The following is a 19852-nucleotide window of genomic DNA, read 5'->3' as shown; positions in this document are numbered from 1 at the left end:
AATTTTTACTCCAGCTTTTTATTATCCCATGTTATTTATATTAAGGATAAGTCTACTGCATTACCAAGCATTCAAAGCCAAACTGACCGCAATTTCGAGTGGATCGTCATCAATGATGGCGCTAATGCTGATACCAAAGATATCATCAACAGCATTAAGGCAAGAGCTGATTTTCCCATCAGTTACATTGAAATGGAACACCCTGAACCGAGCAGTGGTTTTGGCTTGTGCTACGCTCGAAACCTGGGACTAGATGCAGCTGGTGGTGACATTGTTTCATACCTGGACGATGACAACAGCATAGCTCCTGAATTCGTTGCCTCAATGCGGCAGTACTTTGAACAACATCCCAATATCCGATACAGCATGGCAAGACAGCAGCGCCGCCGCGATGTCATCCGTAATGGTAGTGTTGTTCGCCAAGGCAAGCCGTTTGTTTCGCCTAGCAATTGCTGCTCCTTACAGCAGCTTCTATGGCAACAAGAGATATTCGACAGCAATGGTTTCGTCCACTACCGAAGCAATGCACCTAGATGGAACCCCCAGTTTCAAGTATTCGCAGACTATGAGTATTTGCTGCAATGTGCTTGCATCTGGGGTGAAGGTGGCTTTGGTCTCAATAACAGCATTCTTGTTAACTATATTCAGTCTTCTATTGGTATTATTGGTAGTTCCAACTATGAGCAATGGGCAACTGAGCTATCGCTGATTGTCAGTAACCAAGCAAACTATTTCATCCTTCAGGACAATGCTGTTGAATCCTTAGAGCAGCTTGTAAACACTTATAGTACTAAAGGAAAAATCTCATTAATGCCAAAAGCATTTGCACTCTAACAATCTTACGCTCGCTTCGTTATCGTGGAAGTTGTACTCCTTTGCAGATTATCAGGTTCTCCAATATCTGTGAAAAGTTCTGCTCAAAATTATTACCATGCGTAAAAACTCCCCACCTTATGCGTATAAGAATTTGAAGTATCTGGGAGCAAAATCATCATGTCCCTTCAGAAGAATCAAAAGTCAGATTTGACTGCTTGTGTAATAAAATACCAATAATCTCTGCGTTTCTTTTCAACCCATTAATCCAAAAAAGTCAATCTGTTTGCATCGACTATGAAAAAGTTAGTTATCCTTCAATTTGATGGTGAGTTTTCTAAAGGATATAAAGTAACTTTAGAAGTGGGCGAAGAGGGAAAACGTCCTGACTTGAGAATCAGGGGAGAACTACCTCAAGCTCTTGAGATTATTCAATGTTTTCAAAGTTGGCGTGATATTTACCGCAGTTTGGATGGACAAACTCGGATTAAAAAACTTGGCGCTAGGAATGTAAATATTGATGATTTGAAACAAAAATGCGATGAGCGATCGCAAAGCTTACTTAATTCTTTTAATTCATGGTTACAATCACAATCTTTTAATCCTATTAAAAATTGCCTATATCAACAAGATTGGGATAGGGAAGATGAAATTAGGGTAATTCTTAGTACAGATTGTCAAGAACTACGTAAACTACCTTGGCATTTGTGGAATGGATTTTATGCTATACCTTATTTCCGTATTACACCTTTTGAAGTTGCTTTAAGTGCGCCGGATGGTGAACGCAGAGAACGACCATTTAGAGAAAAGATTAGAATTTTAATTATTCTGGGTGATAGTACGGAAATAAATGTTAAAGCGGATGAACAACTACTACAAAAATATTGTGGTGATGCGGAAATAGTCACCCTTGTAGAACCATTGCGGCAGCAACTAAATAATTATTTACAAGATGAAATTGGTTGGGATATGTTGTTTTTCTCCGGACATTCTCAAACCCAGGGGACACAGGGGCGAATATTTCTCAATCATCATGATAGTTTAACGATGGCAGAATTGAGAGATACTTTGCTTCCAGCGATCGCCAAAAGATTGCAATTAGCAATTTTTAATTCTTGTGATGGTTTGGGAATAGCCTTAGAGTTAGAAAGTTTGCAGATTCCGCAAGTAATTGTCATGCGCGAACCTGTTCCCGATAAAGTAGCACAGGAGTTTTTAAAGCATTTTTTAAAATCATTTACAGGCGGCAGTTCCTTGTGTATTTCTGTGGGATATGCAAGACAACAATTACAGAGGCTTGAGTCACAATTTCCCTGCGCCAGTTGGCTTCCTGTAATTGTCCAAAATCAGTTAGAAGTGCCGCCAACATGGCAAAGTTTGGGCATTACTCGCAGCCCATATCGGGGTTTAATGGCATTTCGGGAAGAAGATGCGGAAAATTTCTTTGGACGAGAGGCGTTTGTTGAGCAATTGGTAATTGATGTTACCAGTAAACCTTTGGTTGCAGTAATTGGTGCTTCTGGTAGTGGTAAATCTTCGGTGGTGTTTGCTGGGTTAATTCCCCAACTGCGGCAGAATAATATTGTAGGGGATAATGGTGGTTCAGACTGCGATCGCTCTATGGGCAGCTCCCTCCAGGAGCATCGCCAATGGCAAATTATTTCTTTTCGTCCGGGTAAGAACCCTTTTGAGTCTTTGGCTATAGCCTTGGAAGAATTCAGGGGAATAGCGGCGGAATTGCTCACTTCGTCAGATGCTCAAATTTTACAACGTAGACAGGAATTAGAGCTAGAAATTGACTTAAAACGCGATATATCTGGTCTACAAAAAATTATTGCAGATATTCTTCACACCCTATCCCCTACTCATCTTCTGCTAGTTATTGACCAATTCGAGGAAGTTTACACCCTTTGCCCAAATGCTCAAGAGCGTCAAATTTTTATTGATAGCTTGCTGAATGCTGTTAATCATACCCCTTGGTTTACTTTGCTGATTACCTTAAGGGCTGATTTTTTAGGTAAAGCCATGTCTTACCAACCTTTGGGCAAGGCTTTACAAGATTATCCCCCTTCCTTGCTTGCGCCGATGAGCCGTAAGGAATTAGAAAGGGCAATTATTCAACCTGCGGCAAGGTTTTCTGTGGAATTGGAGGAAGGTTTGGTTAATAAGTTGATTGATGATGTGGGTTCGGGGGAGGGTAGTTTACCGTTACAGCAGTTTGCTTTGACGCAATTGTGGGGAAAACAACGTCCGGGATTGTTGACGCATCAAGCTTATACAGAAATTGGTGGGGTGACGCAGGCTTTAAAAAATCATGCAGATGTTGTTTATGCTGGGTTGAGTGAGACGCAACAAAAAAGAGCGCAACGGCTGTTTATTCAGTTGGTGCAACCGGGGGAAGGTACGGAAGATACCCGCAGGTTGGCGACTCGTGATGAGGTGGGGGATTATTGGGATTTGGTGACGTTGTTGGCTAATGAGCGTTTGTTGGTGACGAACCGGAATCAGTTGGTTGAGGATACGGTGGAGGTTGTGCATGAGGCTTTGATTCGGAATTGGGGACGGTTGCGGGGGTGGATGGATGATAATCGGGAAGGAATAAAGCAAAAGTTGAAAATAGAAGCAGCAGCAAAAGAATGGGTAGAGAATAAAAAACGTAGGGATTATTTATTAAGAGGTACAGCTTTAAAGAATGCTAAAATTTTTATCAAAAATCAAAAGGGAAATATTAGCTTATCAAGTAACGCGCAAATATTTATTCAAGAAAGTATCCGTCAAGGGAAATTTAGCATATTGAGATTAATGCTAAGTAGTGTGTTCATAGGTCCACTTACATTAATGTTGCTATTCATATTGTTACTTTTGGTGTATGCATTGGCGAGTTCGATTATTTCTTCAACATCAGAGGCTCAAAAAAATGCTTTGATAGAAAAAAATATACAAACGTTAAAAGCTACACAAGGACAAAATTCTAATCCAAAAAGAATAGAAGCAATTATATATCTCGCAAGAGAAAAGCATGATTTTTCCAAATATGTATTTGCTGGCGAGAACCTTAGCTTTATCAATTTTGATGGGTTACAGATGAAAGATGTACAATTTCAAAGAAGCGATCTGCGTAAGTCAACTTTCCTAGATGCTACTCTGAGTAGAACTAATTTTAGTAGTGCAAAGATGAAAGACACACAACTGGAAAGAGCAAATCTTGTGCGTGCTAATCTTAGTAATACCAACCTAGTGGACGCGGATTTAACCCAAGCTAACTTAACAAAAGCAATATTGCGAGAATCAAACCTTAGCGGGGCTAATGTAACTTGCGCTAACTTAATAGATGCAGACCTAACAAATGCAAATTTACAAAATGCAAAAATTAATCATATTATATACTCAAATCAGACAAAATTTCCCAATAATTACCAAGACATTTTGTCATCTTCCAACGTAAATAAATATTTAATCGCTCCAAATTCTAATCTGAGAAATGCAAAACTTCAAAACTCTAATCTCACTAATGCAAAGCTTGCTAATACTGACTTGAGAAATTCAGATTTAAGAGAGGCTAATTTAACTAATGCTGATTTAAGGAATGCCAATTTAAGCGAAGCTAATTTAAGAAATACTAATTTAACTAACGCTGATTTAAGAAATGTAGACTTGAGAAATGTAGATTTAAGAGAAGCCAATTTAACCAATGCAAAATTAAGAGAAGCTAATTTAACTAATGTAGATTTAACTAATACTAATTTAGATAATGCGGATTTAACTAACACCAATTTAACTAATGCTGATTTAATGAAGACAAATTTTGTATCTACTAAAAATTTAACTTTCCAGCAATTAAAATTAGCAGCCAATAGTAAATATGCTAATTACGATGAAAATTTAAAAAAAACATTTCCTGATTCATTTAAAAAAGAATTATACTCTATATCTGGCACATCATTTGATATACCAAGAACATCCTCTTCTTTCTTTAAAGAAACAAGGTTAGAATGCCAGACAAACTTAAGGGAAAATTAAGGAAAAATTAATTGTTCTTTGCCAAAAATCAAATACGACAAGAGATGAGTAATCGCGATCTATATTTTGATTAACAAATGTGCGATCGCGTTTACGACGCGGGTTAAATTAAAAGTGTGATTGGTACGGTTTTGTGAGGTGCCTAGGCGTAGCCCGTCGTAGACATCGCTTAGTAAGTTGGGTAGAAGCCAATAGTACTTTGCACACCTTAACTATGAGGTAGAATGGTAATACTCCCAGATGAATAAATTAAGTTATGTCAGCAAAGGATAAATTTCACGATATTGTGAGATTAGCTTTGGAAAAAGACGGGTGGAATATTACAAACGACCCTCTGTATATTGATTTTGGTCAAGTTCAGATGCGTATCGATTTGGGAGCAGAGAAGTTACTTGCAGCAGAAAAGGAAGGAGAAAAAATCGCTGTTGAAATCAAAAGTTTTCTAAATCCATCAGCTATCACTGATTTTCATCTTGCTCTCGGACAATTCCTTAACTATCGTACTGCTCTTAGGGAAAAAGAACCAGAACGTAACCTATATTTAGCAGTTGATGCAGAAACTTATAATGATTTTTTTACGCTTCCGTTTCTACAGCTTCAAATTCAAGAATTTCAATTAAAACTAGTGATTTACGATACTGAAAATGAGGAAATAGTAAGATGGATAAGTTAGAAAAATATAGGGAATACATTCAGCAACTTTTGAGAAAACATGGTAGTTATAAACCTTCTTATGGCGATGTAGAAGTAGAAAAAATATTTGATACTGTACGCGACCATTATCAACTTGTTAATGTAGGCTGGGAAAATAAACGTCGTGTGTATGGTTGTTCAATACACATTGATATCAAGAATGAAAAAATTTGGATTCAGTGGAATGGAACCGAGATAAATATTGCGGAAGAGCTAGTTTTAATGGGAGTTCCAAAACAAGACATTGTTATCGGATTTCATTCACCTTATAAAAGACAGTTTACAGATTTTGCTGTGGGTTAGCAAGTAATGAATAAAAAAGCTATGGGCAAAGTTTTGTGAGATGTGTTAGTGTTAGCTTCGCTATACTGCGTAAACGCGGAGCGTGTCGCTTTGCGGCTCAGGTCAACGAAGTTATCGCTTTACAGTACAGGTTAAATTATATAATTGTATTTTTCAACTGCCAAACTCAGTAAACTGACGTATATACGGTTCATGAAATGCCAAAATAATATCTTGCTTGGGTACTCCCATTTCCACTAATTGATTAGCAATTCCAATTTCAGTACCATCATGTTGAATCCAAATTTTCCCATCTTTAATATCAAGATGTAAAATGCAACCAAAATCCCGTTTATTTCCTCTCCAACCGACATAAAGTAATTGATAATGGTCTTGTTGTCCGTCAAAAATTGTTTGCACCTCATACTCTTCATATTTTCGTGACATTGAAGCTCGCTTTTGCCGTTCGGAAAGAAGGTGTTTAATATATTGTCGATATTGTTCTACAGCCATTGACTAATAACCTCCTGCTCTACATCGTAAATCACCAATCGTAATTGATATTTTTCAACTGCCGATATAATAAATTTTCGTTGAAAAAAAGTTTCATAAACAGGCAATCTTACGGCTAAATAAAGTAGGCGATCGGGTTCAATTTTATCTAAAGCATCTCGATAATTTAAAAATTGTTCCAAAGCAGTATGAAATTCGGAAACATTCGATGGACTAATAAAACTTTTAATTTCTACCGCTATTTTTCGTCCTTCTCTCTCTGCTCCTAAAAGTTGCTCTGCGGCTAAATCAATCTCAAAATCCACATCATCGACATTAATTTCGTAGGGGTCAGCTGTAATATTCCAACCGTCTTTTTCTAAAGCGTTTCTGACAATATTATGAAATCTATCTTTTGCCATATAAGTTTACTATGTGAGCATTTAGGCTATTTCAAGGTAGATAATACACAATATTTGCTCTGCTTCCTATTTTAACTTAATGGTTAGCTTGACAGTGGGGACTGGAAGGATGTCAGCGATACCTACGGCACACTTCGCGATCGCTCTTGCTTCTGTAACCTCGTACTACAAAAATAATTTTCAAATATTTTCCCAAAAACTGCGTAAAAGCTTCCCATCTCCTTCGTAGAAGGGTTTAAAGAGGTTGGGGAGGAATTACCATGCATCGATAAAAGTCGAATATATTCCCGCGAAAAGCTCGCTACCTGAGATATTTCACCACGTGGTGTTGCGTTGCTCCCGTCGAAGGCGCAAATTTCCCAAAGCTCAAACAACCATTTACCCTACAGTATTCTATGTATCTATGATGACAACAAAATACCAAGTATTCGAGGTGCAGCAGGAAATTTCGATGGATGATAATTTAGATTTACAGTTGCGTCAGCTAGTCTACGCAGCACAAAACTATCCCCAAAAAAGTGCAGAGCGAAGGAAAATTCTCAATAAATTGATTGCCAAAATTCAAAGTTCTGGGAAGTTAAAAAAGTTTTCCAAATATCGACATTTACCTAATTTTGAAGATATGTATAGCGAAGCAGCAGCAAATACTTATCTAGAGATTTGCAAGAAAATTGAAGATTATCATCCAGAACATCCCGTTATGGCTTGGGTAAATAAAGTATTTGATTGGCGATTTCATGATGTTTTAAATAAACATAAAACCCAAAACTCCAAAATATTATCCCTTGATAAATTAGATGATTGTAAAAATAACTCGGATAAACCTATTAGTAAAGAATTATCCAGAGCGGATAAAAAAATATTTGAACTTGCCAACGAACGCAAAGATAAAAATATTCCGATTAATGGTGATGAAATTGAAGTTTCAGCAGTCAAAGACTTCGTAAGAAATGACCCAGAGGAGATTTTGCAGAATTATTATATTGGCGAAGATAAAAACGCTAATTTACAGAAAGTGATATTGATGCGCTTTGATGAAAAAAGTTGGGAAGAGATATCAAAACAATTAGGTCATCCAATTCCCAGGCTTTCCGAACTATATCAACGCAGTGCTAAAAAGCGTAATATTCTCGATTATTTTCGTAGATATTTACAGTAATTCACTAATTAATTGAATTTACTACTAACAAAAAATCACACTTGCACAACCATATTCAATGAAAATCATGAACACTAAGCACGAACAAACATCTTTTACAATTCCTCTCAGTATAGAAGCTCATGAAAGAGCTAATCAACGCAAACAAGGAATATCAAATATTGAGGATGGGAAAAAAATATATCTCAATACTTTAGCTGTGTATGCGGTCAATTATTATCTTGATTGTATGGGGTTTGAAACTAAGGGTTCAAATGCAGATAATAGTAATCCGTGGATGCTAAGTTTAATTAATTTGGCTGATTTGGAAGTGAAAAATATTGGTAAAATCGAATGTCGTCCGGTATTACCAGATGCGGAATATTTGGAAATTCCCAACGAAGTGAGGTCAGATAGAATTGCTTATGTTGCGGTACAGTTTAACCAATCTTTAAAAGAAGCAAGAATTTTAGGTTTTACAACTCAAACACTAGCGAAAGTTCCTTTAATTCAGTTGCAATCTGTAGATAATTTACTGGATTATTTAACAGCGAAAGAACAAGCTGTAAAAGTCAATATTCGACAATGGTTAGAGGGAGTAATTACAGAAGGTTGGTTAAACGTGGAAGAAATATTTAATTCACGAGAACTGAGTTTTAGATTTGCGAGAAATTTTAGCGTTACGAAGTGCAAAAAAGTTGATATGGGTTTGCGATTGAATGGTACATCTGTAGTTTTGATTATCAAGTTAAATCCTAAAAATAAAGAGATAACTGATGTAAAAAATCAAAATCAGGATGAAATAGATATTATTGTACAAGTTCATCCTGACCGAGAAAAAAGTGTTTCTTTACCTCCAGGATTAAAATTGGTTGTTACTGATGAAAATGGTCAAGAAGTAGATGCTGTTACTTCTCGACAGAATGATGATTGGGTGGAGATTGCATTAAGTGCAGAATTAAATGAGGAATTTTGTGTTGAGATAATTTTAGGTGAGTCGAAAGTGACTCAGGATTTTGTTGTATGATTTTGTATGGTGCGTTAATAACGCACCTAAATATGTCTTTTTGGTGCATTACGGACATTCGTCATAACACACCCTACATATATTTTTAAGAATTCAATAATTTAGATTGCATCACCTATGAAAAAGCTGGTTATTCTCAAATTTGATGGCAATTTTGAATCAGGGTTTCAAGTCAATTTAGAAATAGCTAATGAAGGACAACGCGCTTATCGAACCACCACAGCTAAGTTACCGGAAAATATTAATATTCCGCAATTATTAAATAACTGGCACGAAATATATTGCAGTCAACATAGTCAATTTAGGGTTAAATCTGGGGGAAGTCGTCGGGTTAATCTGGAGTCTTTAAAACAAGAATGTACGAGAGAATCTATCAACTTACTTGCTAGTTTTAATCAATGGCTGAATGTACCATCTTTTACCTCTATCGTCAATTTTTTACAAGAACTAAATCCCAAAGATGAAATCAGAATCATAATTACGACTTCTTGTCATGAATTACGTCAACTACCTTGGCATTTGTGGGATGTTTTAATTAATTTTCCTCTGGTAGAGGTGGCTTTAAGTTCGCCAAATGCTGAACGGGGAGAACGAGCATATCGAGAAAAAATTAGAATTTTAATTATTTTGGGGGATAGCTTAAAGATTGATATTGAAGCTGATAAAAAGCTGCTACATAATTTTTGTGGTGATGCTGCGGAAATTGTCTTATTACAACAACCATCACGGGAGGACTTAAATCATTATCTGCAAGATGATTTGGGTTGGGATATGTTGTTTTTCTCTGGACATTCTCGAACGGAGAAAACCCAGGGGATCATTGATATAAATCATCACGACAGTTTGACGATCGCAGAATTGCGGGATGCTTTGCAAGTTGCAATTCAAAGACGTTTGCAAATTGCATTTTTTAATTCTTGCGATGGTTTGGGGATTGCTTATGAGTTGGAACAATTGCATATTCCCCAAGTAATTGTGATGCGGGAACCTGTACCGGATATAGTCGCACAGGAGTTTTTGAAGTATTTTCTGCAAGACTTTACTGGTGGAAAGTCTTTGTATATTTCGGTGAAAAATGCACGGTTGGAATTACAACAACTAGAGTCAGAATTTCCCTGTGCTAGTTGGCTTCCGGTAATTGTTCAAAATCAGACGGAAATACCACCAACTTGGCAAAGTTTGGGGATAATTTCTTTTTGTCCCTATCAAGGTTTGAGTGCGTTTAAGGAAGAGAATGCTGAGTATTTTTTTGGGAGAAATAAAGCAACCGCGAGTCTAGTTACTGCTGTTAATAGTAGACCTTTGGTGGCTGTAATTGGTGCTTCGGGTAGTGGGAAATCTTCGCTGGTGTTTGCTGGGTTAATTCCGCAATTGCGTGGGGATACTGTTAATAATTGGTTGATTTTATCGTTTCGTCCGGGTAAAAATCCCTTTGCTGCTTTGGCTGTAGCGTTGGTTTCGGCGTTAAATTTACCAGAAAATGAGCGACGTTTGGCTGAGTTGGAATTGGATGTCAATTTACAGCGCGATTCGACAAGTTTAGAAGGGTTTATTACCTCACCCCTAGCCCCTCTCCTCCCAGGAGAGGGGAAGCGGATTTTGTTGATTGCTGACCAATTTGAGGAAATTTATACTCTGTGTACGGATGCAGAGGAACGCAAAATTTTCTTGGATGGTTTGCTACAAGCGGTTAACAATGCACCATTTTTTACTTTATTACTGACCTTACGGGCAGATTTTTTATCTAGGGCGTTGGATGATTATGAGCCTTTTGGGCGATCGCTACAACAGTATCAACTAGAACCTGTGGTGCGGATGAATCGGGAGGAGTTGGAAGCAGCGATCGCACTCCCCGCGAGACAATTGGGTTTTGAGTTTGACGAGGGTTTGTGTAATACCATAATTGATGATATCCAAGATGGGGATGGGCGTTTGCCGTTGTTGGAATTTACCCTGACTCAGTTGTGGAAGCAACAATATGCGGGAAGGTTGACCCATCAAGCATATAAGAAAATTGGCGGGGTGGAGCAAGCGCTGGCGAATTATGCAGAGATGGTTTATGCAGACTTGAGCGAGTGCGAACGGGAAACAGCCCAACAGGTGTTTATTCAGTTAGTGCAACCGGGAGAAGGTACGGAAGATACTCGGAAGTTGGCGACGAGTGAGGAAGTGGGGGGAGATAATTGGGATTTGGTGACGCGCTTGGCTGACAAGCGGTTGGTGGTGACGAACTGGGATGAGTTGAGGAATGAGGAAACGGTGGAAGTCGTCCATGAGGCTTTGATTCGCCATTGGGCACGGTTGCGGGGATGGATGCAGGAGAACCGCAAGTTTCGCATTTGGCAACAGGGGTTGATGGTGGCGTTGCAGCAATGGGTGGATAGTAGTAAGGATGAGGGGGCTTTGTTGCGGGGTGCGACTTTGGCTGTTGCGGAGGATTGGTTGCAGCAACGGGGTGGGGAGGTGAGTAAACCGCAGCGATGGTTTATTGAGAAGAGTGTGGGGTTGCGGGAGAGGGAGAGGAAGCAGAAGGAGAGGTTGCGGAGGAGTGTTATTGCTGGGTTGGCTTGTGGTTTGGTGGTGATTTCAGGATTTGCTGGGGTAAGTGAGATTCGCAGAATTAATTCAGAAGTGAGTCAATTAAGTTTAAGTTCAGAAAAAGATTTTGAACAAAATCGCCAAGAGGAGGCGTTAACAGAAATTATCAAAGCAGGAAAACTACTCAAAAGTTTTTGGAAACCTTGGATAACAGCAGAAAATCGAATGCAGGCTATATCTACATTGCGGGAGGTAGTCTATCGGTTTAACGTTAAAACCCTTAAAAGGCATACAGACTCTGTTTACAGCGTCAGCTTTAGTCCAGATGGCAAAACCCTTGCTTCTGCATCAAATGACAAAACGGTGAAACTGTGGGATGTCAACAGTGGTAGAGAAATTAAAACACTTCTTGGGCATAGATCCGTTGTTCTAAGCGTCAGCTTTAGTCCAGATGGCAAAACCCTTGCTTCTGCATCAAATGACAAAACGGTGAAACTGTGGGATGTCAACAGTGGTAGAGAAATTAAAACCCTTAGGCATACAGACTCTGTTAGTAGCGTCAGCTTTAGCCCAGATGGCAAAACCCTTGCTTCTGCATCTAGTGAAACGGTGAAACTGTGGGATGTCAACAGTGGTAGAGAAATTAAAACCCTTAGGCATACAGACTCTGTTAGTAGCGTCAGCTTTAGCCCAGATGGCAAAACCCTTGCTTCTGCATCTAGTGAAACGGTGAAACTGTGGGATGTCAACAGTGGTAGAGAAATTAAAACCCTTAGGCATACAGACTCTGTTAGTAGCGTCAGCTTTAGCCCAGATGGCAAAACCCTTGCTTCTGCATCTAGTGAAACGGTGAAACTGTGGGATGTCAACAGTGGTAGAGAAATTAAAACCCTTAGGCATACAGACTCTGTTAGTAGCGTCAGCTTTAGCCCAGATGGCAAAACCCTTGCTTCTGCATCAAATGACAAAACAGTGAAACTGTGGGATCTCAATACTGGTAGAGAAATTAAAACCCTCAGGCATACACTCCGTGTTAGTAGCGTCAGCTTTAGCCCAGATGGCAAAACCCTTGCTTCTGCATCAGTAGACAATACGGTGAAACTATGGGATGTCAACAGTGGTAGAGAAATTAAAACCCTCAGGCATACATCCTATGTTACAAGCGTCAGCTTTAGCCCAGATGGCAAAACCCTTGCTTCTGCATCATTTGACAAAACGGTGAAACTGTGGGATGTCAACATTGGTAGAGAAATTAAAACTCTTAATGGATATACACTCTCTGTTAGTAGCGACAGCTTTAGCCCAAATGGCAAAACCTTTGCTTCTGCATCTAGTGAGAATACGGTTAAACTGTGGGATGTCAACAGTGGTAGAGAGATTAAAACTCTTATTGGGCATACATCCTATGTTACAAGCGTCAGCTTTAGCCCAGATGGCAAAACCCTTGCTTCTGCATCTAGTGACAAAACGGTGAAACTGTGGAATATCAACAGTGGTAGAGAAATTAAAACACTTCTTGGGCATACAGACTTTGTTAGTAGCGTCAGCTTTAGCCCAGATGGCAAAACCCTTGCTTCTGCATCTAGTGACAAAACGGTGAAACTGTGGGATGTCAACAGTGGTAGAGAAATTAAAACCCTCAGGCATACACTCCATGTTAGTAGCGTCAGCTTTAGCCCAGATGGCAAAACCTTTGCTTCTAAATCTAGTGATGATAATCTGGGGAATATGGTGAAACTGTGGGATGTCAACAGTGGTAGAGAAATTAAAACCCTCAGGCATACACCCTCTGTTAGTAGCGACAGCTTTAGCCCAGATGGCAAAACCTTTGCTTCTGAATCTAGTGAGAATACGGTGAATATGGTGAAACTGTGGGATGTCAACAGTGGTAGAGAAATTAAAACCCTTATTGGGCATACACTCCCTGTTAGTAGCGTCAGCTTTAGCCCAGATGGCAAAACCCTTGCTTCTGCATCAGATGACAAAACGGTGAAACTGTGGGATGTCAACAGTGGTAGAGAAATTAAAACCCTTATTGGGCATACACTCCCTGTTAGTAGCGTCAGCTTTAGCCCAGATGGCAAAACCCTTGCTTCTGCATCAGATGACAAAACGGTGAAACTGTGGGATGTCAACAGTGGTAGAGAAATTAAAACCCTTATTGGGCATACATTCGGTGTTCGCCACCTCAGCTTTAGCCCAGATGGCAAAACCCTTGCTTCTGTATCATTTGACAGTAAGATAACTTTGTGGAATTTCGATTTAGATAATTTGCTGGTGCGGGGGTGTGGCTTGATAGACTACTACCTGCAAAATAACCGCGATGTCAGCGCAGAAGATAAACATTTGTGTGACAACATCAAAACAATTCGCAATTCGTAATTCGCAATTCGCAATTTGAAATACCTTTATGGGATGGGATTTTTCTCGATTATCTTTGATGATTTGCTGCGCTGCGATGGTTTGGTGAGATTGGAGAGCGATTCCTACGGAAAGCTGGCGGGATCGCGCTTCTGTTACCTTGTTTTGATAAATTGGTATAACAAATGCGATCGCCGAGTTGGTGCGAGGAAGGCGATTTTCTAAACTGGTAAATGGAATTGCGATCGCTAACAATTTGGTTCTTGTAACTAACAATCGGAGAGATTTCGAGAAAATCGAAGGTTGAGAGATTGAAGACTGGATTCAGACGTAAAAGCGTTTAATTTTGCATTGCTCACAAAACTTGCGATCGCCGCAACTAATCATCTTGAAACGGTGCGTTGCGCTAACACGACTACCCAACCTTAAAAAATTTTTTACCAACTGCGTAATTACATTGAAAGAAATTCGTATTCTCTTGTGAAAGGGTTCATCAGTAGAAGTCATCGCCAAATAAATAGATAAAGTATTTGCGATCGCTCTACCTTTTGGAGAAAAAGAGGATTTCTGAAATGCAAAGTAATTATACACCTGCGAGTTTAAGCAAGCGATTTTTTGCCCATTTATTTGACATAATAATTATATAATTACCATTGTAACCGCATTCATTTTTGCTATAATTTACAGCTTATTCATCACAACTGACAAGATTCCTGACGATATTCCTGAATATCTCGCGTATGGGTTGTTCTTTACAATTTCTTGGCTTTACTATACGCTGATGGAAATTTCCCCTAAACAGGCAACTATTGGTAAACAATCAATGGGGATTTTTGTTACAGACATAAATGGCGATCGACTCTCGTTTACAAAAGCAAGTTTGAGAATTTGTTGCAAAATTATCTTAAGTTTTGTTTTGGGAGTTAGCTTTATCACAATGTTTTTCACTACAAAAAAACAAGCCATGCATGACATAGTGTCTAGAACATTGGTTGTACAAAAAGTTAAAAATGAGAATTGAAGAATATTATCTGTTAGTAGTAAATTTGTCTGTATAAAAATATATTAGTATAGCAACAGTAGATTTTATCGGTGCGGTGCAATCGCATGATATCAACGAATCTGCTGTTTTTATCTGTTGGTGCTGGTGTGCGATCGCAATTTATTCCGTCACACTTGTTTATTTTAGCCGTCATACATTCTCAAAAAGCATCACATTATTCTTCAGTAGAATCAAAACAAATCTTTTATAACCTGCGTAATTGCACGTAAATAAATTCGTATTTTTATATGAAGGGATTCAAACAAAGCAAATAGGCGTTTACGATTATGGCATCCTCATACATTCGCAACATCGTTTTCACCACATTAGGTCTTGGTAGCAGCTTTTTACTAAACTTAAATACACCAAGTTTCGCGCAAGCAGTAAGTCCATTACCATCACTGTCAACTACTACAAACTCTTCTACCTCTCTCCCACTAGTACAACCTAAAAAGACTAATTTACAATGGGTTTACAGCGTAGCAGAAAGAGTAATTCGTGCTAATGGACTTGATGACCATCCCTGGCGCTTACAAATCACTGATGAATATAATATCAATGCCTACGCTGGTGAGTTAAATAAAATTGTAATTTACAAAGGCTTGCTAGACCAAATACATGGTGATGATGCAGCCTTAGCTTTTATTATCAGTCATGAATTAGCCCACCATACACAACGCCATTCAGCACAGCAAGAAGAAGCCGAAGCTAGTTTAAAAGAAAGATTACTCAAAGAAGCAGAAGCAGAATATAACAATTGGATTGCACAAGAACGGAGAAAATCGAAAACTCCCATATCACCTGCTACAAAAGATGTCATCAAACAACGAATTATTATCCAGAAAAAACAAGGATTTGATAGAACCATGCAAGCATTAAGTCGCCAGCATGAATTTCGAGCCGATGAAATTGGTTACACGTATATGATTAAGGCTGGTTATGATATAAATGGGGGTTTGCGAGTCTTAAACCTGTTTTCGCGTTTACCTTCAGACTACACAGAAATTAGCAGCCATCCACCGACACAACAAAGAATTAATATTTTAAAGCAGGTAATGAATAAATATTTTTTGTTTCTTTTATGGATAGATGGCAATGAGCAATTAAAAAATAATCCCCAACCATTAAAATTAGATTTATCAGAAGATGGAGTATCTTTGCGAATCAACTCCAGATTTGTTTCACGATAAATATAATGGGTGCGAACAAGGCAATATCCTCGACTTTTCCTATAAATCGGGGATATGAACCTCATTTTTTTCCTACTCCTCAAGGACATTTGAGAAAAACATCTCATAAATTGCGTATTCTTACACAGATGAATTCGTATGTGTAATTAAAGGGTTCAGAATTCTATCTGCGTCGATCAAATTATGTTCATATCATACACCAGTTAGTTTGGTAGAGAAATTTATCAACTACAAAACAATCAAATTTAATAAACATTTAATGTTGCAAATATGCCAACCATTTAAAAAATGAGAATTTCCAATTAAATACTCTCTTGTGGAAATGCAAAAACTGATGTTTCTACAAAATCACCGTGCTTGAGTAACAACGCAGACTTGACCGTAAAGCACTCAAAAATCACACGTAAAACAACCAGAAGGAAAGCTGAAATTATGAAACTCAAAACAAAATTACTTGGTACTGTAGCTGCTATTTCTAGTATCTTCTGTTCGCTTTTCATCGCACCTACTCTAGTTCGTGCTAATGACGACGAATATCTCAATGAAGTTGGTATGCAATTAATGGGAGCTATGGTCACTGCTGGTTTTGGTGGCTATAGTCAAACCCATGACCCTTATATTGATACACTGTCTCATGACAGTTCCGATTATATCACCATCAATCTCAGTGCGGGTAAGTCATACGGCATTGTGGGAGTATGCGATCGCGATTGCCAAGACTTGGATATTGCATTGTATGATGATCGGGGAAATCTGATTGCTTCAGACTTGGAAGATGATGATATTCCCGCCATTGGTGTAACTCCCTACCGCAACGGTACATATCGAGTCCGAATTGATATGGCAAATTGCGATTCCAAACTATGCTACTACGGCCTTGGCGTATTTGGCCAGTAAGAGCCGCAGCTTTTTGCACATAAAAGGCGTAAAGTGACACTAGTAAGGTTCGTTTATTTGCGCCTTTTTCTCTAATCTAATAGTTATCACTATACTTAGCAATATTCAAGCTTGATTCAATAGCTAATATGGCAATAACAAAAACCACTACTTTTGACTAACGCCTACCTGCTAAAACAGCAAGTAGGTAACTTTTTATGACCCAGCTTGAATGGTTACAAGCAAATAAACAGGTTTATTCTAAAGAACATGGTGTTATCCATATCGCCGCCATCATCGAGAAAAATCTTTACTTCAAAAAGGGAAGTGTAAATCAAATTATTTTTGACTGGGAGCAGGAGGTAAATAGCGGTAATTTATTACCTCTTAACCAAGCACCAACAGGTAAAAGTATTCTCTACCAAGAAATAGCAGCTATTCTTGATGGCTCAGGAAAACTACAAAGTTGCGATATAATTCCTGCTCAAGAAGCTAAACTTTGTCCCATACCAGATGATATTCACCCTCTAGTTAAATATGCCCTGAGTCAGTCAGGAATTACGCAACTATACTCTCATCAAGTCGAGGCATGGGAGGCTTACAAAAAAGGGGAAGATATCATTCTCCAAACTCCTACCAGTAGTGGTAAAAGTATCTCCTTTTTAATTCCAATCGTTCACGAGTGCCTAAAAGGTAAATCAGCTTTAGTATTTTTTAACTTGAAAGCACTTGCATTTGATCAGGTAGAGAAAATCCGCTCGTTTGTTAGCCACCTGGATGAAGAAATTCGCCCTAAAATTCTCAATATCAATGGTGATATTCCTCCCCAGGAGCGCAAACAACTTTATAGTCATCAACCCTCGATTTTATGCGTGACACCCGATGTATGGAACCACGAACTGAACAACTATCAGTTTGACTCAAACTGGGGATTTAGAGAAACAATCAGAAAAATTTCAATCATCGTCTGTGATGAAGCGCATTTCTATCAAGGCATCTTTGGCTCACACTTTGCCCTACTTAATCGGCGAACTCAATTAATGATAGAATCTGCTGGCAATAATATTTCTAAATTACAGTACATATTTGCTTCTGCAACAATTAGTAACAGCAGCGAAATTGCCCAGAAGATATCCAATCGAGTAGAACAAAGCAACCTTGCTATTATCGACCAAAGTGGGGCAAAACGCTCGGAGATTACTTTCCTTAGCCTCAAAGCACGAAACAATACTCTTTACCAAACTGCCCAAGTTGCAGCCATGCTTGTAAGTAAAGGAATAGTCGGGATTTGTTTCTGCGATAGTAGAGAACTGGTAAAGGTTTTAACTAATGCCATTCGTAAAGCTTTAGTGGAGATGCAACTGCCCCACATGGGAGAAACCATCTCAGCATTTTATGGCAGCATGAAGGCAAATCAGCGTAACAAAATTATTGCAGATATACAGGGCGGAAAGGTCAAGTTCATTATATCCACGAGTGCTTTAGAAGCGGGTCTGGATATCGGGTCTATTGATGCAACTATCGTACATAGTTACCCAGGCTCAATTCTTGCCTTTCGCCAAAGGGCGGGGCGTGCAGGCAGGCAAGAAGCAGGGCTATTAGTATTTATCCCGTCGAAAAGGTCGATTATGGATTCTTACTACGCTAATCACCCGGAACGCCTCTTATCTGACCCTCCAGAAATTATCAACTTTAACCACAATTATGAAACAATTTTGGAGCAGCACATTCTCGCCTGTTGCAAAGAAAGTAAACCGACACAAGCTCAAATTGCTCGACATTTTGGTAGTTCTGGTGATGCGATTGCACGACAGCTAATCGGTAATAATCAACTAATTTTCAGTTATAACCAAAAACTGACAACTAATCGAAACCTTGGTTATGTCCACTCAAAAATTAAATTCAGAGGTAACACTGACCAAAACATCAGTTATGTCAATCAAGATAGCGCGGAAGAGTTTGAGGAAAGTTCGGCATCATCTGCGCTACGAGAAGTTTACCCTGGTGCTATATATCCTGCTCAAGACTTTGACGGCAACCCCGTACAGTATAAATCACAAGAGCTAAATTTAACCGAAGGGAAAGCAATTCTCAAGCCAATTGAGGCAACTAACTTATTTAGTCGTCCCGAAGGAAGCCTAAATTTCGAGGAAATCAAAATTGCAGGGGAAGCCAAAATTATCAATCTTTCCCAAGGGGCAGCTAGATTTACACCTGTTTCAGCCAAAATCAAAGAAGAAATTTACGGGTACAACTTGTACAGGCTTGAACAAAAATGGACTTGCACTAATAACAGATGTCGCAACTTCAATTCAAATTTACCCGGACACATACAAACTTGTCCTGCTTGCAATACCCAACTTATTGAACGAGAATTTGTCGAACTCTTGGAGGAAAATAAATATAAGGAAGCATTTGCTCTTAACTACAATACATTCTGCGTTAGGGTTGAAATTAACGCTGATGCAAGAAAATATTTTTCAGCCATCGTCAAAAATATCCGAAAAGAGATATTCAACAAACAGAAATATATTTCCAATGAAGAGAAACAGCTATTTGAAAGCAATGAAACTCAGATTTGCGTTCATACTCTCGCACATCAACTCATGCTCAGTTTACCACTTGTCGAACATGGGGCAAACAGTCGAGATATTGATTTCATGTTAATCGAAGTACCATCAAATCATAACATAGTAGGCTATTTCTTCGATACATGCGAACACGGTACAGGTATGTGCGATACCCTCGTCAAGTATTTAGAAACCGCTTTTCTTAAGGCAAAGTTTCTAGTAGATAATTGCCCTTGCAAATACGGCTGCTCATCTTGTACAACAATTCAACGCTGCCCTGATGATAACAAAGCACTGTTTAAATCAGTTGGGCTATCTCTACTGGAGGAAATAATCAATCCTACACAAACAAGAACCATTAATTAATAATTAAGATAGTCCTACCCAA

15 protein-coding genes are annotated in these 19852 nt (G+C 38.7%); 13 read left to right on the top strand and 2 right to left on the bottom strand.

All coding sequences use genetic code 11. The annotated features are described in order from the left end of the window. The first annotated feature begins 33 nt into the window (after positions 1-33). The 4 genes from RM049_RS33190 to RM049_RS33175 all read left to right on the top strand — a co-directional run bounded on the left by RM049_RS33190 (position 34) and on the right by RM049_RS33175 (position 5829). Positions 34-834, top strand: a complete 801-nt coding sequence (locus RM049_RS33190) for a glycosyltransferase family 2 protein (RefSeq protein ID WP_416212678.1) — start codon at positions 34-36, stop codon at positions 832-834. 276 nt (positions 835-1110) lie between these two features. Next, the gene (locus RM049_RS33185; RefSeq protein ID WP_322707217.1) at positions 1111-4833 is read left to right on the top strand and encodes a pentapeptide repeat-containing protein; all 3723 of its coding nucleotides are present in this window, start codon (positions 1111-1113) and stop codon (positions 4831-4833) included. A 256-nt stretch (positions 4834-5089) separates the two neighbouring features. Beyond that, the gene (locus RM049_RS33180) at positions 5090-5506 is read left to right on the top strand and encodes a XisH family protein (protein ID WP_322707216.1); all 417 of its coding nucleotides are present in this window, start codon (positions 5090-5092) and stop codon (positions 5504-5506) included. Next, positions 5494-5829, top strand: coding sequence for a XisI protein (locus RM049_RS33175; RefSeq protein ID WP_322707215.1), 336 nt, complete (start codon positions 5494-5496; stop codon positions 5827-5829). The genes RM049_RS33180 and RM049_RS33175 overlap by 13 nt, the downstream gene beginning before the upstream one ends. Before the next feature lie 153 nt (positions 5830-5982). On the opposite strand, the gene RM049_RS33170 is transcribed toward RM049_RS33175, so the two are convergent. After that, a complete protein-coding gene (locus RM049_RS33170) occupies positions 5983-6321 on the bottom strand; it encodes a XisI protein (RefSeq protein ID WP_322707214.1) in 339 nt (112 codons plus the stop codon). Next, a complete protein-coding gene (locus RM049_RS33165) occupies positions 6312-6722 on the bottom strand; it encodes a XisH family protein (RefSeq protein ID WP_322707213.1) in 411 nt (136 codons plus the stop codon). Before RM049_RS33165 ends, RM049_RS33170 begins: the two co-directional genes overlap by 10 nt. 403 nt (positions 6723-7125) lie before the next feature. On the opposite strand from RM049_RS33165, the gene RM049_RS33160 reads away from it, so the two are divergent. The 9 genes from RM049_RS33160 (at position 7126) to RM049_RS33120 (ending at position 19830) form a co-directional block, all read left to right on the top strand. Continuing rightward, entirely contained in the window at positions 7126-7881 is a 756-nt protein-coding gene (locus RM049_RS33160; RefSeq protein ID WP_322707212.1) for a hypothetical protein, read from the top strand. Between the two features lie 58 nt (positions 7882-7939). Next, positions 7940-8887: a DUF1822 family protein gene (locus RM049_RS33155; protein ID WP_322707211.1), complete on the top strand. Its 948-nt coding sequence runs from the start codon at positions 7940-7942 to the stop codon at positions 8885-8887. Positions 8888-9004: 117 nt separating this feature from the next. Next, positions 9005-13807: a CHAT domain-containing protein gene (locus tag RM049_RS33150; RefSeq protein WP_322707210.1), complete on the top strand. Its 4803-nt coding sequence runs from the start codon at positions 9005-9007 to the stop codon at positions 13805-13807. Between the two features lie 15 nt (positions 13808-13822). Further along, positions 13823-14011, top strand: a complete 189-nt coding sequence (locus RM049_RS33145; RefSeq protein WP_322707209.1) for a hypothetical protein — start codon at positions 13823-13825, stop codon at positions 14009-14011. 418 nt (positions 14012-14429) lie between these two features. Then, positions 14430-14807 carry an RDD family protein gene (locus tag RM049_RS33140; protein WP_322707219.1) on the top strand — a complete coding sequence of 126 codons (378 nt, stop codon included), beginning with the start codon at positions 14430-14432 and terminating at the stop codon, positions 14805-14807. An 86-nt stretch (positions 14808-14893) separates the two neighbouring features. Next, on the top strand, positions 14894-15058 hold the full coding sequence (locus RM049_RS33135) for a hypothetical protein (RefSeq protein ID WP_322707208.1): 165 nt from the start codon (positions 14894-14896) through the stop codon (positions 15056-15058). A gap of 57 nt (positions 15059-15115) precedes the next feature. Beyond that, positions 15116-16018 carry a M48 family metallopeptidase gene (locus RM049_RS33130; RefSeq protein ID WP_322707207.1) on the top strand — a complete coding sequence of 301 codons (903 nt, stop codon included), beginning with the start codon at positions 15116-15118 and terminating at the stop codon, positions 16016-16018. A 432-nt stretch (positions 16019-16450) separates the two neighbouring features. Then, positions 16451-16915, top strand: a complete 465-nt coding sequence (locus tag RM049_RS33125) for a hypothetical protein (protein WP_322707206.1) — start codon at positions 16451-16453, stop codon at positions 16913-16915. 197 nt (positions 16916-17112) lie between these two features. Then, positions 17113-19830 (top strand): DEAD/DEAH box helicase, encoded by a 2718-nt coding sequence (locus tag RM049_RS33120; RefSeq protein ID WP_322707205.1) that lies wholly within the window; start codon positions 17113-17115, stop codon positions 19828-19830. Positions 19831-19852: the final 22 nt, after the last annotated feature.

This window comes from Nostoc sp. DedQUE04 (genome assembly GCF_034530995.1).
GTDB lineage: Bacteria > Cyanobacteriota > Cyanobacteriia > Cyanobacteriales > Nostocaceae > Nostoc.
The sequence above is the reverse complement of the archived record's forward strand: the minus strand, read 5'-3'. Positions and strand labels throughout refer to the sequence as shown.

What these genes read in the sequence shown, in the direction of transcription:
- RM049_RS33185 (WP_322707217.1), top strand. Translation starts at nt 1,111, where the DNA reads ATGAAAAAGTTAGTTATCCTTCAATTTGATGGTGAGTTTTCTAAAGGA.
- RM049_RS33180 (WP_322707216.1), top strand. Translation starts at nt 5,090, where the DNA reads ATGTCAGCAAAGGATAAATTTCACGATATTGTGAGATTAGCTTTGGAA.
- RM049_RS33175 (WP_322707215.1), top strand. Translation starts at nt 5,494, where the DNA reads ATGGATAAGTTAGAAAAATATAGGGAATACATTCAGCAACTTTTGAGA.
- RM049_RS33170 (WP_322707214.1), bottom strand. Translation starts at nt 6,321, where the DNA reads ATGGCTGTAGAACAATATCGACAATATATTAAACACCTTCTTTCCGAA.
- RM049_RS33165 (WP_322707213.1), bottom strand. Translation starts at nt 6,722, where the DNA reads ATGGCAAAAGATAGATTTCATAATATTGTCAGAAACGCTTTAGAAAAA.
- RM049_RS33160 (WP_322707212.1), top strand. Translation starts at nt 7,126, where the DNA reads ATGATGACAACAAAATACCAAGTATTCGAGGTGCAGCAGGAAATTTCG.
- RM049_RS33155 (WP_322707211.1), top strand. Translation starts at nt 7,940, where the DNA reads ATGAAAATCATGAACACTAAGCACGAACAAACATCTTTTACAATTCCT.
- RM049_RS33150 (WP_322707210.1), top strand. Translation starts at nt 9,005, where the DNA reads ATGAAAAAGCTGGTTATTCTCAAATTTGATGGCAATTTTGAATCAGGG.
- RM049_RS33135 (WP_322707208.1), top strand. Translation starts at nt 14,894, where the DNA reads ATGATATCAACGAATCTGCTGTTTTTATCTGTTGGTGCTGGTGTGCGA.
- RM049_RS33130 (WP_322707207.1), top strand. Translation starts at nt 15,116, where the DNA reads ATGGCATCCTCATACATTCGCAACATCGTTTTCACCACATTAGGTCTT.
- RM049_RS33125 (WP_322707206.1), top strand. Translation starts at nt 16,451, where the DNA reads ATGAAACTCAAAACAAAATTACTTGGTACTGTAGCTGCTATTTCTAGT.
- RM049_RS33120 (WP_322707205.1), top strand. Translation starts at nt 17,113, where the DNA reads ATGACCCAGCTTGAATGGTTACAAGCAAATAAACAGGTTTATTCTAAA.